The organism is Nonomuraea sp. NPDC048916 (genome assembly GCF_040649575.1).
Lineage (GTDB): Bacteria > Actinomycetota > Actinomycetes > Streptosporangiales > Streptosporangiaceae > Nonomuraea.
In genome coordinates this window covers 65,038-78,048 of record NZ_JBEZFS010000012.1, presented here as the reverse complement: position 1 = coordinate 78,048, position 13,011 = coordinate 65,038, and the positions used below count along the sequence as shown (strand labels likewise).

At 72.3% G+C, this 13,011-nt stretch carries 11 protein-coding genes; 5 read left to right on the top strand and 6 right to left on the bottom strand.

Annotation, left to right across the window (positions count from 1 at the left end; all coding sequences use genetic code 11):
* Positions 1-23 precede the first annotated feature (23 nt).
* Positions 24-1,292, top strand: a complete 1,269-nt coding sequence (locus AB0C16_RS14365; RefSeq protein WP_357682550.1) for a S8/S53 family peptidase — start codon at positions 24-26, stop codon at positions 1,290-1,292.
* A gap of 13 nt (positions 1,293-1,305) precedes the next feature.
* Here AB0C16_RS14365 and AB0C16_RS14360 read toward each other — a convergent pair whose 3' ends face one another.
* The 4 genes from AB0C16_RS14360 to AB0C16_RS14345 all read right to left on the bottom strand — a co-directional run bounded on the left by AB0C16_RS14360 (position 1,306) and on the right by AB0C16_RS14345 (position 5,371).
* On the bottom strand, positions 1,306-1,752 hold the full coding sequence (locus AB0C16_RS14360; RefSeq protein WP_357682548.1) for a DUF6789 family protein: 447 nt from the start codon (positions 1,750-1,752) through the stop codon (positions 1,306-1,308).
* Positions 1,753-1,835: 83 nt separating this feature from the next.
* The gene (locus AB0C16_RS14355) at positions 1,836-2,498 is read right to left on the bottom strand and encodes a TetR family transcriptional regulator (RefSeq protein WP_357682546.1); all 663 of its coding nucleotides are present in this window, start codon (positions 2,496-2,498) and stop codon (positions 1,836-1,838) included.
* A gap of 53 nt (positions 2,499-2,551) precedes the next feature.
* Positions 2,552-4,507 (bottom strand): TIM barrel protein, encoded by a 1,956-nt coding sequence (locus AB0C16_RS14350; protein ID WP_357682544.1) that lies wholly within the window; start codon positions 4,505-4,507, stop codon positions 2,552-2,554.
* Between the two features lie 12 nt (positions 4,508-4,519).
* Positions 4,520-5,371: a shikimate dehydrogenase gene (locus AB0C16_RS14345; protein ID WP_357682542.1), complete on the bottom strand. Its 852-nt coding sequence runs from the start codon at positions 5,369-5,371 to the stop codon at positions 4,520-4,522.
* 248 nt (positions 5,372-5,619) lie between these two features.
* Here AB0C16_RS14345 and AB0C16_RS14340 point away from each other — a divergent pair, with 248 nt between their 5' ends.
* Positions 5,620-6,969, top strand: coding sequence for an MFS transporter (locus tag AB0C16_RS14340; RefSeq protein WP_357682540.1), 1,350 nt, complete (start codon positions 5,620-5,622; stop codon positions 6,967-6,969).
* Positions 6,970-6,974: 5 nt separating this feature from the next.
* Here AB0C16_RS14340 and AB0C16_RS14335 read toward each other — a convergent pair whose 3' ends face one another.
* Positions 6,975-7,127, bottom strand: a complete 153-nt coding sequence (locus tag AB0C16_RS14335; RefSeq protein ID WP_357682538.1) for a hypothetical protein — start codon at positions 7,125-7,127, stop codon at positions 6,975-6,977.
* A 96-nt stretch (positions 7,128-7,223) separates the two neighbouring features.
* A complete protein-coding gene (locus AB0C16_RS14330; protein WP_357682536.1) occupies positions 7,224-9,482 on the bottom strand; it encodes a lantibiotic dehydratase in 2,259 nt (752 codons plus the stop codon).
* A 223-nt stretch (positions 9,483-9,705) separates the two neighbouring features.
* Between AB0C16_RS14330 and efeU the strand changes: the two genes are divergently transcribed.
* From efeU to efeB, 3 genes are read left to right on the top strand one after another with little or no spacing between them, the layout of a single operon-like run.
* A complete protein-coding gene (gene efeU / locus AB0C16_RS14325; RefSeq protein WP_357682534.1) occupies positions 9,706-10,545 on the top strand; it encodes an iron uptake transporter permease EfeU in 840 nt (279 codons plus the stop codon).
* A 12-nt stretch (positions 10,546-10,557) separates the two neighbouring features.
* Positions 10,558-11,706, top strand: a complete 1,149-nt coding sequence (gene efeO, locus AB0C16_RS14320) for an iron uptake system protein EfeO (protein ID WP_357682532.1) — start codon at positions 10,558-10,560, stop codon at positions 11,704-11,706.
* Between the two features lie 24 nt (positions 11,707-11,730).
* Positions 11,731-12,963: an iron uptake transporter deferrochelatase/peroxidase subunit gene (gene efeB, locus AB0C16_RS14315; RefSeq protein WP_357682530.1), complete on the top strand. Its 1,233-nt coding sequence runs from the start codon at positions 11,731-11,733 to the stop codon at positions 12,961-12,963.
* The last annotated feature ends 48 nt before the right edge of the window (positions 12,964-13,011 follow it).

Below are 13,011 nucleotides of genomic sequence, written 5' to 3'. Positions count from 1 at the left end.
GAGCCGTCGAAGGAGGGAACCCCATGCCGTACTCGGACGCGACCACCCCGACCGACCGATACCTTTCCCGCGAGATCGTGGTGGAGTCCCGGGACGAGGGGCTGCTGCTGGCCGAGCTCAAGGGGTTCGTCGCCGGAGAGCCGGAGGGCGACCACGTGCTCGGCCTGACCCGCATCCGCCTCGATTCCCTCGACCGTTTCCCGTTCGACCCCGAGCTCGACGCGCGGATGCGGGACGAAGCGGGCACCACGGCGCGCGGCGCGGACCCGAGCGACCTCGACCGGGTGCTCTACCACCTGCGGGACAGGTTCCAGCGGACGACGCAATGGGTGCCCCGGATGGCCAAGATCCGCATGTACGCCGAGGGCACGCCCTACACGGGCGGCGGCACCGGCGACCCCCAGGAGCTCGCCGCCGGCACCGAGGTGGTCATCGAACCCCGTGAGTCCTACCAGGGCCCCCGGGTCAGGATCGGGATCCTGGACGGCGCGCTCTACCGCCACCCGGGGCTCGCCGGGCACTATCTCGCCGACTCCTCCGTGTTCGGCGCCACCGACCACACCGACCCGCCGGCCACGCTGGGGCACGCGGTCCACCTGGCCGGCATCGTGGCCCGGCAGGCGCCCGGCGCGGACCTGGTGATCCGCCAGGCGCTCGACGCGTCCAACGAGGTCGACTCCTGGACTCTGGCCAAGGCGATGGTCCGCTTCAGCGGCGAGGTGGACCTCCTGCTCACCTCACTCGGCGGCGCGACCTGGGACGACAAGCGGCCGTTCGTGCTGGAGCGGGCCGAGTCGCGTTTGGACTGCGTGCACGTCGCCAGCGCGGGCAACTGGGGCAAGGTCGTGCGGCCGGGGCCGTACCCCAGCCCGACGCGCGACAGCGCGATCTTCCCCGCCGCCCTGCCCGGCGTGATCGCCGTGGGCGCCCTGGACGACGAGGGCGGGCGCGCGGACTACTCGCAGTCGGGTCCCTGGATGAGCCTCATGGCGCCCGGCGCGCACGACGGCCTGTTCCTGGAGCGGGCCGCCCTGCTCGCGCGGAACTCGCACGGGGCCCTGGTCGCCAACACCGACCGCAAGCCGGTGAACTTCGGCGGCGTCGCCAGGTGGCCGGGCACGTCCGCGTCCGCCGCGTACGTGGCCGGCGCGCTCGCGGCCGTCGCCATGGCGCAGGGCACGAGCCTCCAGGAGGCCGCGGAGACCGTGCTCTCCGGCCATCCGGGCCTCGCCCAGGAGATCCCGCAGGTCCGCGGCATCCGCCCCTACTCCCCCGACCGCGACCGCTACTGACCATGCCCGCCGGTCACTCGTTGGATCTGTCCAGGCGGTTGAGCGCGCAGGCCAGGGCGGTGCCGTACACGACGTGGCCGGCGGCCATCACGGCGGGACGGCCGGGCCGGTCGCGGTGGATCGGCGGGAGGGCGGTCGTCTTGGGCACCCAGCCCGCGTAGCTGACGAGCCAGATCGTCAGGCCGTAGACGATGCCCGCCGGCACCCGGGCGCGGCGGCGCCGGGACAGCAGCCCGAACAGCGCGCCGGAGCCGATCCCGAAGCCGAAGTGGGCGGCGGCGGCCAGCACGCCCTCGCCCGGTTTGCGCCTGTGCTTACTGCCCGGCAGGAAGGAGCGGACGATGTGCTTGGGCGGCTGGCCTCCCATGAGCCCGGCGCGCTCCCCGGCGACCATGACGGCGCTCATCACCCCCGTGGCCAGCGCTCCGCTCACGGCACCGTTGACAAGGTTTCGCATCATGCGGGTCGGCTGCCCGCCGGCGCGGACGGGAAACGGCAGGCCGGCGCGCACCGGCCTTCGCCTCCGGGCGGCCGGACATCACGTCAAGGGGCGCCGGCGCCCCTCAGGTAGGCCACGACCATCTCGCCGACCATGGCGCGCAGCCGGGCCCGGTGCTCGGGCGCGGTCATGTCACGGCCGAACAGCGCACCGAACGTGTGCTGGTTGGCGACCCGGAAGAAGCAGTAAGCGCTGATCATGATGTGCACGTCGACGGCGTCGGCCTCGGTGACGAAGTCGCCGCTCCGGCGGCCCGCGTCCAGGATGCGCGAGATGACGTCGAGCACCGGGGTGCCGAGGTTGGCCAGCACCTCGGACTTGCGGATGTGCTCGGCCTCGTGGATGTTCTCGATGGCGACGAGCTTGATGAAGTCGGGATGGGCCTCGTGGTGGTCGAAGGTCAGCTCCGCCAGCGTGCGGATCGCCTCGACCGGCGCCAGGTGCTCCACGTCGAGGGTGCGCTCCAGCTCGCGCACCTCGGAATAGGCCTTCTCCAGGGCCGCGATGTAGAGCCGCTCCTTGCTGCCGAAGTAGTAGTAGATCATGCGCTTGGTGGTGCGCGTGAGCTCCGCGATCTCGTCGACCCTCGCTCCGGCGTAGCCCGCCCGGGCGAACTCCCGCTGGGCCACCTCGAGGATCTCGGCCCTGGTGCGGTCGGCGTCACGCCGGCGTTCTCCCGCGGCTGGGACGGCGGGCTGCGAGGTCATGTGGCTCCACGAAGCTGTCGGACGGGATCGGCCCCATCCTAAGGTCGCGGACCTCAGCGACGGATCCCGGCGTGCTGTGCGGCCAGCCGCACGGGCGCGTTGGCCGCGCCGTAGCCGCGGTAGCCGCCCAGCCGCTGGACCAGCTCGAAGAAGACCCGCCCCACCGTGATCGTGTAGAGGTGGAGGAACTCCCCGTGCTCGTCCCGGTCGTACAACAGCCCGAGCTCGCGCAGCTCCGGTGACACGTCGTGGCGGGCCTCCAGGTCGTCGTAGTAGTTGTCCGGGATCGGCAGCAGCAGGCCGGGATGGGCGGCGCGCAGCAGGCGGGCCGTGGTCACGAGGTCGTCGCAGGCGAGGGCGATGTGCTGCCACGGCACGTGCTGCCCGCCGACCTGCGCGATGTTGAGCACCATCCGCACCGCCCCGTCGTCGCTGGACATCGCCTTGCTGCGGAGCAGGCCGTACGGGTCGGGCAGTTCGAGGCTCGGCAGCGGGCGCAGCCCCAGCACGCCCCGGTAGAACAGCGCGGCCTCGTCGAAGTGGTGCAACGGCTGGGTGAGCGCCACATGGTCGATGTGGGTGACGTGGCCCGCGACCGGCTCGCGCGGGCCGAAGTCGCCGGTCCAGCTGGAGTGGCCGGGGCGCCCGGTGCGGCAGAAGAAGATCCGGGTCCCGTCGGGCGCGGCGATCGCGTCGAGCGGCGCCTCACCCGGCCCGCGCTCGCGCGGCAGCACCGGCGCGAGCAGCGATCCCGCGCGCGCGGCCGAGCCCGCCGGGTCGGGGCTCTCCAGCCCGAGCGCCGCCAGCGCGGCTCCCTCCGGCGCGGCCCCCTCCGGCGCGGGCTCCATGGTCGCGGATCCGGCCAGCGCGGACCCCACGGTCGCGGACCCCACGGTCGCGGATCTCGCCAGCGCGGACCCAACGGTCGCGGGTCCCTCCGGCGCGGGCTCCGGGTCCGTGGTGTTGAGCAGGATCCTGGCCTCACGTTGCTCCCACAGCTCCACCGGCTTGGCGGCGTGCCGGCCGGTGAGCGCGAAGCCGAGCGCGGTGAGCAGCTCACGCAGCCGTACGCCGTCGGAACCGCCCGGCTCGGAGGCCACCGGCTCGGAGGCCACCGGCTCGGAGGCCGCCGGTTTGGGGATGGTGAGTTCGGCGAAGGCGAAGCCGGTGGGGACGACGGGAGGCGGCATCTTGGGCGCCAGGCCGACCGCCTCCTCCAGGGCGAGGAGCGAACGCATCGCGTCCCCCGCCGTACGGCCGGCGTCGGCCTGGCGGAAGACGTCGTTGAACACCTCCAGCGACAGCGGTCCCTCGTAGCCGGTCTTGAGCACGTGGCCGACCAGCCCGGCCAGGTCGAACCCGCCCTGGCCGGGGAAGCAGCGGTAGTGGCGGCTCCACTGCAGCACGTCCATCGCCAGCCGGGGCGCGTCGGCGAGCTGAAGGAAGAAGATCTTCTCTCCGGGGATCGCCTCGATGCCGATCGGGTCGGACCCGCGCGACAGGATGTGGAAGCTGTCGAGGCAGGTGCCGAGGTTGGGGTGATCGGCCAGGTGGACGACGCGCCAGGCGTGCAGATACTCGCTGACGTGCCGCCCCCATGCCAGGGCCTCGTAGGCGAGGCGGATCCCGTGCCGGGCGGCCCGCTCGGCGAGCAGGTGGAGCTGCTCGGCGGCCAGGTCGTCGTCGCCGACGCTGTCGGGGGAGACGCTGGAGCAGACCAGCAGCAGGTCGGCGCCCAGCCGCCGCATGAGGTCGAACTTGCGCTCGGCCCGGCGCAGGTTGGCGGCCAGCACCTCGGCGGGGACGGCCTCGAAGTCACGCAGTGGCTGGTAGAGGTCGATGCCCAGCCCGAGGTCGGCGGCCCGCGCGCGCACCTCCTCGGGCGACAGCGGGCTGGCGACGAGGTCGTTCTCGAAGATCTCCACGCCGTCGAACCCGGCGGCGGCGATCGCGTCCAGCTTCTCGGCCAGCGTGCCGCTCACCGAGACGGTGGCGATGGACTTGCGCATGCCGGGCTCCTGTCAGGCGGTGACGAGGTCGGTCAGGTGGGTCAGCATCCGGGCGGCGTCGGGCTCCTTGCCGGTGAACAGCCGGAAGGAGTGGGCCGCCTGTGACATGGCCATCCCGCCGCCGTCGAGGGTCCGGCAGCCGATCGCCCGCGCCGTCTGCAGCAGCTCGGTCTCGAGCGGCAGGTAGACGATGTCGGCCACCCAGAGCCCGGGGTGCAGCAGCTCGGCGGGCAGGGCGAGGCCCGGGTGGTGGGCCATGCCGGTGGGGGTCGCGTGCACCAGCCCGTCGGCCGTGGCCAGGCCGGCCTGGTCGGCGCGGTCGGCGGCGCGGGCACGATCGGGGCCGAACCGGCGGGCCAGCTCGGCGGCCAGGGACTCCGCCCTGGCGGGCTCGGCGTCGACGAGGGTCACCCGGCCGGCTTCGAGCGTGAGCAGGGCGTGGGCGACCGCGACGCCCGCGCCTCCCGCGCCGAGCTGCACGACCTCGCGGGTGGGGGCGCCGGGCAGGTCGCGGGCGAAGGACTCGGCGAAGCCGGTCCAGTCGGTGTTGTGCCCGATGGCCCGGTCGCCGTCGAAGACGACGGTGTTGACCGCGCCGAGGATCGCGGCGTCCTCCGACAGCCCGTCGAGGTGCGGGATGACGGTCTGCTTGCAGGGATGGGTGATGTTCAGGCCGTCGTAGCCGAGCCGCCGGGCCGTACGGACCAGGTCTCCCACGTCTTCGGCGGCGAGCCCGAGGACATCGAGGTCGATCAGCCGGTAGGCGTAGTGCAGGCCGTGGAAGCGTGCCTCGCGCTCGTGCAGGGCAGGGCTGAGCGAGGCGCCGATGCCGGAGCCGATCAGCCCGATCAGATAGGAGGTCATCCACCCTCGCCTCAATGTACGAACTAGTGAGTTAGTCATATCCCATCCCAGGCCGGGAGGAAAGAGGCGCGTTCTCATCACGGCACTTGACATGTGAAATGAGTCACTGCAGCATCTGCAATTAACTATCTAGTTCGTAACTCGCCGGAAATCTCTGGAAGGCGGACTCGCGTGGCGGGAGCCCCGGCCTCCCACGACGCGCGCCGGGGGACAGCCGACCACCTCCATCGAAGCCGCAAGGAGCACTCGTGACCGATCGATCACCCGGCGACCAGCAGGGCACGCCGCGCAAGGCGGCACTCGCCGCCTGGATCGGCAGCGCGCTGGAGTACTACGACTTCTTCATCTACGGCAGCGCGGCGGCCCTGATCTTCTCGAAGGTGTTCTTCGACGAGTCGGACCCCGCCACCGCCACGCTCCAGTCGCTGGCCAGCTTCGGTGTGGCCTATGCGGCCAGACCGGTCGGCGCCTTCATCCTCGGGCACGTCGGCGACAGGTTCGGCCGCAAGAAGATCATGGTCTTCACGCTGATCCTGATGGGCGTCTCGACCTTCCTCATCGGCTGCCTGCCGACCCGCGACCAGATCGGCGGCCTGGCCCCGGCGCTGCTGGTGCTGCTACGCGTGCTGCAGGGCCTGTCGGCGGCCGGCGAGCAGGCCAGCGCCAACTCCATGACGCTGGAGCACTCCCCCGCGCACCAGCGCGGCTACTACACCAGCTTCACGCTCAACGGCACGCAGTTCGGCCAGATCCTGGCCACCTTCGCGTTCATCCCGGTCGCGGCCCTGCCGGAGGAGCAGTTGCTCAGCTGGGGCTGGCGGGTGCCGTTCTGGCTCAGCGTGGCCGTCGCGGTGGTCGGCTGGGTCATCCGCCGCAAGCTGGAGGAGACCCCCGCCTTCGAGCGTGAGGTGGCCGAGGGCACCGTGCCGAAGATGCCGCTCTCCCTGCTCTTCCGCGACCACTGGGCGAGCGTGCTGCGCGTCGTCTGCGCGGCCCTGATCGCCACGGTCAGCACGATCTTCACCGTCTGGGCGCTCAACTACGCCACCAGCGACGCGATCGGGCTCGACAAGGCCACCATGCTCTGGGTCGGCGTCGCCGCCAACGGCGTGGCCCTCGTGACGATCCCGCTGTGGGCGCGGCTGTCGGACCGGATCGGCCGCCGGCCCGTCTTCCTGATCGGCGCCGTCGGCAGCCCCATCATGATCTTCGTCTACCTGGCGGCGATCAACTCGAAGAGCTACCCGCTGATCTTCCTGGTCGGCATCCTGACGCTCGGCGTCGTCTACAGCGCCTCCAACGGCATCTGGCCCTCGTTGTACGGCGAGATGTTCACCACCAAGGTGCGCCTGTCGGGCATGGCGATCGGCACCCAGATCGGCTTCGCCATCGCCGGGTTCGCGGTGGCCTCGGCCGCCGGGATCGTCTCGCCGTCAGGCTGGCTGGGCCTGCAGGGCTGGACCGGGGTGGCGATCTTCACCGGCATCCTCTGCGCGATCAGCGCGATCGCCGTCCTGACGGCCAGGGAGACCGCCCACGTGCCGACCGAGGAGCTCGGCCTGAAGCCCGCCGGCGACGGCGTCTCCACTCCCGCCTGAGCCGGTCACCCGGGTGGGGCCGTGCTCTCACGGACGATCAGCTCCGTGGCCAGCTCCACCCGGCGGCTCTCCGGCACCTCGCCGCGCCGATGGCCCAGCTCGACCAGGTGGCGGGTCGCGGCCAGCCCGCCGTTCCAGTTGGTACGGACGATCTCCATCGCCCAGGGCGACTCGACCTCGGCGAAGACCAGGTCGACCAGCCCGGCCGGGGTGTCGCCCTGGCCGGCCCGCCGCCCGGCCGGAGGCCCGGCGGCTCAGGGGTCCCCGGCCGAGACGTCCAGCGCATACTCGGTCACCCGCTGCCCGTGCGGGCCGTACGACGGCGCGTGAGAGGGGTCCGGCAGGGCCTCCTCCAGCACCACCGGCCCGCCCCGGCGGGCGGCGGCCCGGGCCAGCGACAGCAGCAGGAAGTGGTCGGTCACGTCGACGAAGAACGGCCTGCGGAGCGAGCCGGGGCGGGCGGCGGCGAGGCGGGCGAAGAAGCGCCGCGGGATCCGGCGCCGTTCCAGCCATCGGGCCGTCCGCGTCACGTAGGCGGCGTCCGGCTCGCCGGCGGCCGGCATGGGCAGGTCGGCCGCGCTCATCCGCCACCCGGCGCGGACCAGCACGACGCGCCCCACCTGGAGCCGCGGCCACGCGCACGGCTCGTCGGCGCTCCCGCCGATCTCCCAGGGATCCGGCAGGGCGGTTGACGGCTCGCCGAAGACGCGGACCAGGAACGACCAGGCGGGAGGCAGTGTCGCGTCGCCGGCCAGCCCCAGATGGGCGGGCAGCACCAGGTTCCCGTCCCCGTCTGACAGCACCAGGCGCAGGCTGCCCGGATCGTAGGAGACGCGCAGGTCGGCCACCGACAGGGCCGGCCAGCCGGTGACGGTGAACGGGTAGTCGATGGCGGCGCCCGAGGCGGGCCGCAGGTTGAGGTGGGCGCCGAAGCCGCCCAGGCACTCGGCCACCGGGCGCGGCTCCACGGCGGGCGCGGAGACGCCGGCCAGGGCGAGCAGGTGACGGATCCTGCCGATGCCCCGGCCGTAACCGGCGGTGACCGCGTTGACCACGAACTCGGGTCCCGGCAGGAGGTGGCCATGGCAGGTGATGGAGCCGGGCGGGCGGAGGTGGCGCGGCCAGGAGGCCGCCATCTTGTCCACCAGGTCGGGATCGGCGACGACCACGCCCCGGGCGTCGGTCGATCCGCCGTACAGGATCTCGCAGGTCTCCCGCCTGAGCCTGGCCAGCTCGCGCACCGCCGGGCCGGCCGGCGTGGAGCCGCGGTCGAGGAGGTGCGCGTCGTGGTAGAAGCGGACGAACGGCACCGTGGCGTGCTCTCCGTGGCTGCGCACGAAGTGCTCGGCCGCCGTGAGCTTGACCGGGAGGTCGGGGTCGAACACCGCGGCCAGCCGGCGCACGGTGTTCAGGTCGCGGAAGACCGGCTCCCAGGCGGCGCGCCCGCAGACGGCCGGCGGCTCGGGCGACACCGCGGTCTCCAGGCGCACGTTCCGCACCGTGAGGTCGGCCGTGTCGCCGAGCCGGGCGAGCAGCCAGCCGGTCACGTCCCGGATCCGCTCGCGCGGCGCCTGCTCCACCTCGCGGAGCGCGGTGGGCAGCCAGGGCCGGTCCGACGAGTCATCGGGCAGCACCTCCTCGACCCAGGCGGCCAGGTCGGCGATCGGGTCGAGAGCCTGGTCGGCGAACGGCCGCCGCCGCTCCAGCAGCCCGGCCGCGAGCAGCCGGGCCACCAGCCCGGACGAGGCCGCGGCGCGTTCGAGGCCGCCGACCGTGGGGGCGGGGGTGTTGCGCACCCAGGCGAGCAGCCCGGCCAGCATGGGCTCGGCCGGCATGCGGACCGGCGTCTCCTCCGGACCGGCTCCCAGGAACCAGAGCCAGCCGTCCTCCTGCCGCAGGCTCGGGTTGACCCGCACCCGCACGGCCTCGCGCAGCCCGGGGCGCTTCGCGAGCGCCTCCCAGACGCGCGACACCGTGCCGAGATCGACCTCGGGAACGACGCTCCGGCGCAGCTCGTCAGGCGGCGTCATGGCCGGGCCGCCGTCGTCGTCCCAGTGGCCGAGCCCGCTGATCGTGGTGGCGGCGTACGGGCTGGTCCTGGTGGCGGCGCGGGCCGCGTACCTGGCCAGGCGGCCGAGCACGGGGCGTTCGGGCGGCTCGCCGGGGCGGGCGAGCCAGCCGTCCAGTTCGGCGGAGAGCTCCGGGTTGGCGGCGGCCAGCCCGCGCCGGAAGTCCTCGTCGCAGGCCAGGACGCGCAGCGCCTCGGCCTTCTCCGCCAGCTCGGCGGCCAGCGTCCGAGACAGGCCGGCGTCGGGCTCGCCGTCGCCCGCCTCTTCGCCTGCCTTTTCGCCCGTCTCTTCGGCGGTGATGAGCCGGTCGACTTCGCCCGTCTCTTCGGCGGTGATGAGCCGGTCGACCAGTTCCCAGGTGCGCGTGAACCTCAGCCCTTCCAGCCCGCCGACCGGTAGTCCCGCCACTCGCACGCCGAAGACCTCACCCACCCGATAGTCCATCGTGCTCCCCCTGTGTGGACTCCTGGCGACACCTTCCTTTCTCCCCCGGCCTGGGGGGAACGTCGCACCCCGCGCCTTTACCTGATATGCGCGGTGAAATAGGTCCCCATAGACCGTCGCGCGGGCACATCTCCACCCGCGCCCATTCCGGGGTACCCGCTTGCAATGCCGCGTCAGGACTGCCGTAATTTAGGCAAGGCTTACCTACCGGCAGGAGCCACCCGTGTTCGCCAGCTACCTCATCGGGCTACGCGAGGGCCTGGAGGCGACGCTCGTCGTCTCCGTTCTCGTCGCCTTCCTCGTCAAGAGCGACCGTAAGGACCGGCTCCTCCACGTGTGGACGGGAGTCGCCACGGCCGTCGCGCTGTCCATCGGGTTCGGCGCCCTGCTCACCTTCACCGCGGCCCAGCTCGACTTCACCAGCCAGGAGCTGTTCGAGGCCATAACCTCGCTGCTCGCCGTGGTGTTCGTCACCTGGATGATCTTCTGGATGCGCCGCACCGCCCGCGCGCTCTCCGGCGAGCTGAGAGACAGGCTCGGCGACGCGCTGCGGCTCGGCTCGCTCGCCGTCGTCGTGATGGCCTTCCTGGCCGTGGCCCGCGAAGGACTGGAGACGGCGCTGCTGTTCTTCGCCTCCGTCCAGGGCGCCACGGTCAACGCCCAGCCGCTGATCGGCATCGGGCTCGGCCTGCTCACGGCCGTGGCCATCGGCTGGGGTCTCTACCGCAGCGCGCTGAGGATCAACCTGACGAGGTTCTTCACCTGGACGGGACTGCTGCTGATCCTGGTGGCCGCCGGCATCTTCAAGTACGGGGTGCACGACCTCCAGGAAGCCGGCGTGCTGCCCGGCCTGAACGCGCACGCGTTCGACATCAGCGCGGCGCTCCCGGCCGACTCGTGGTATGGGGCGCTGCTGGCCGGGATGTTCAACATCACGCCACAGCCGAGCGTGCTGGAGGCCGCCGCCTGGGCGCTCTACCTTGTTCCCACGCTCGTCCTCTTCCTGCGCCCGCAGCGCCCCGGGCAGGTCCCGTCGCCCGCGTCCTCTCCTTCGGCAGCCTGAACAGGAGCATCCATGTCCATTCCGACTCTCCGAGGTCTCGGCCTGACGCTCGGGGCGCTGGCACTGTCCGGCCTGACCGCCTGCGGCTCCGGGGAGCCGGACGCGCCCGGTTCCGCCGCGCGGGAGACGGCCGGCAAGATCTCCGTGGCCGCGTCCGACACCGAGTGCGAGGTGGCCGTCTCCGAGGTGGCGGCGGGCACCACCACGTTCTCGATCACCAACGGCGGCGCCAAGGTCACCGAGTTCTACGTGTACGCCCCGGGCGACCGGGTCATGGCCGAGGTGGAGAACATCGTGCCCGGCCTGACCCGCGAGCTCATCGCCGAGTTGCCGGCGGGCTCGTACGAGACGGTCTGCAAGCCCGGCATGGTGGGCAAGGGCATCCGCAACGCCCTCAAGGTGACGGGCGAGCACGAGCCGCTCACCGCCGACGCCAAGCTGGCCCAGGCGACCGCCGACTACAAGCGCTACGTGAGGTCCCAGAGCGACACGCTGCTGGTCAAGACCCAGGAGTTCGTCGACGCGGTCAAGGCGGGGAAGATCGAGGAGGCCAAGGCGCTCTTCCCGGTGTCCCGTACGTACTGGGAGCGGATCGAGCCGGTGGCGGAGATCTTCGGCGACCTCGACCCGGCCATCGACGCCCGCGAGGCCGACCTGGCCGAGGGCGAGGAGTGGACCGGCTTCCACAAGATCGAGAAGGATCTCTGGATCACCAAGGACGTCAGCAAGGACGGCCCGATCGCCGACAAGCTGATCGCCGACGTCAAGACCATCGTGGACAAGGCGAACGCCACCGAGCTCACCCCGCTCAACCTCGCCAACGGCGCCAAGGAGCTGCTCGACGAGGTCGCGACCGGGAAGATCACCGGCGAGGAGGACATCTGGTCGCACACCGACCTGTGGGACTTCGACGCCAACCTCGAAGGCTCCAAGGCCGCGGTCCAGGCGCTCCGGCCGGTGCTCGAGGAGCGGGCGCCCGACCTGGTCAAGACGCTGGACGAGAGGTTCGCCGCGGCCGAGGCCGCGCTCGGCGCCCACCAGAAGGGCGACGGCTGGCGACTGCACGACGAGTTGTCCAAGGCCGAGCTGAAGACGCTGTCGGACGCGATCAACGCGCTCGGCGAGCCGATCAGCAAGATCGCTCCTATCGTCGCGAAGTAACGGGAGGCAGCAGTGGGCGCGCGCATGAGCCGCAGGAAGCTGTTCGGGCTGGGCGCGGCGGGGGCGGCGGTGCTGGGCGCCGGCGCGGTGGCCACGCGCACGCTGGTCGACGAGCCGCCGGTCGCCCGCGCGACCTCGGCCTCCGACCCCGTCCCGTTCTACGGCGAGCACCAGGCGGGCATCGTCACCCCCGCCCAGGACCGGCTGCACTTCGTCGCGTTCGACGTCACCACCGGCCAGCGGGCCGAGCTGGTGGAGCTGCTGCAGGAGTGGACCGCCGCCGCAGCCAGGCTGACCCAGGGCAAGGAGGCGGGCGCCTACGGCGCGGTCGGCGGAGCCGCCGAGGCCGCGCCCGACGACACCGGCGAGGCGCTCGGCCTGCCCGCCTCCGGGCTGACGCTGACGATCGGGTTCGGGCCGTCGCTGTTCGACGACAGGTACGGCCTGGCGGGCAGGCGTCCGGCGGCCCTGGCCGACCTGCCGAAGTTCCCCGGCGAGCGGCTCGACCCCGAGATCTCCGGCGGCGACATCTGTGTGCAGGCGTGCGCCCACGATCCCCAGGTCGCCGTGCACGCCATCCGCAACCTGGCCAGGATCGGCTTCGGCAGGGTGTCGGTGAGGTGGTCGCAGCTCGGCTTCGGCCGCACCTCGTCCACCTCGCGCGCCCAGGCGACGCCCCGCAACCTGATGGGGTTCAAGGACGGCACCAACAACCTCAAACTGGAGGATTCCGAGCTGCTGCGCGACCACCTCTGGGCGGCGGGCAACGACTGGATGGCGGGCGGCAGCTACCTGGTGACCAGGAAGATCCGCATGACGGTCGAGACCTGGGACCGCACCTCGCTGGCCGAGCAGGAGCAGATCTTCGGCAGGGACAAGGGCGAGGGCGCGCCGCTGGGTCTCAAGGCGGAGTTCGACCCGGTCGACTTCGCCGCCAAGGGGCCGGACGGCGTGCCGTACATCAAGGACGACGCCCACATCCGGCTCGCCCACCCGACCAGCAACGGCGGCGCCCACCTGCTGCGGCGCGGCTACAACTTCGTGGACGGCTCCGACGGGCTGGGCCGCCTCGACGCCGGGCTGTTCTTCATCGCCTACCAGCGCGATCCGCGCACCCAGTTCGTGCCCGTGCAGATGCGGCTGGCCAAGGCCGACCCCCTCAACGAGTACATCCAGCACGTGTCCAGCGGCCTGTTCGCCTGCCCGCCCGGGGTCCGCGACGCCGGCGACTACTGGGGGCGCGCGCTGTTCGCGTGAAGATCGCCGAAACTGTCGGCCGGTTCTGGTAGGACAGGACGCACTCAT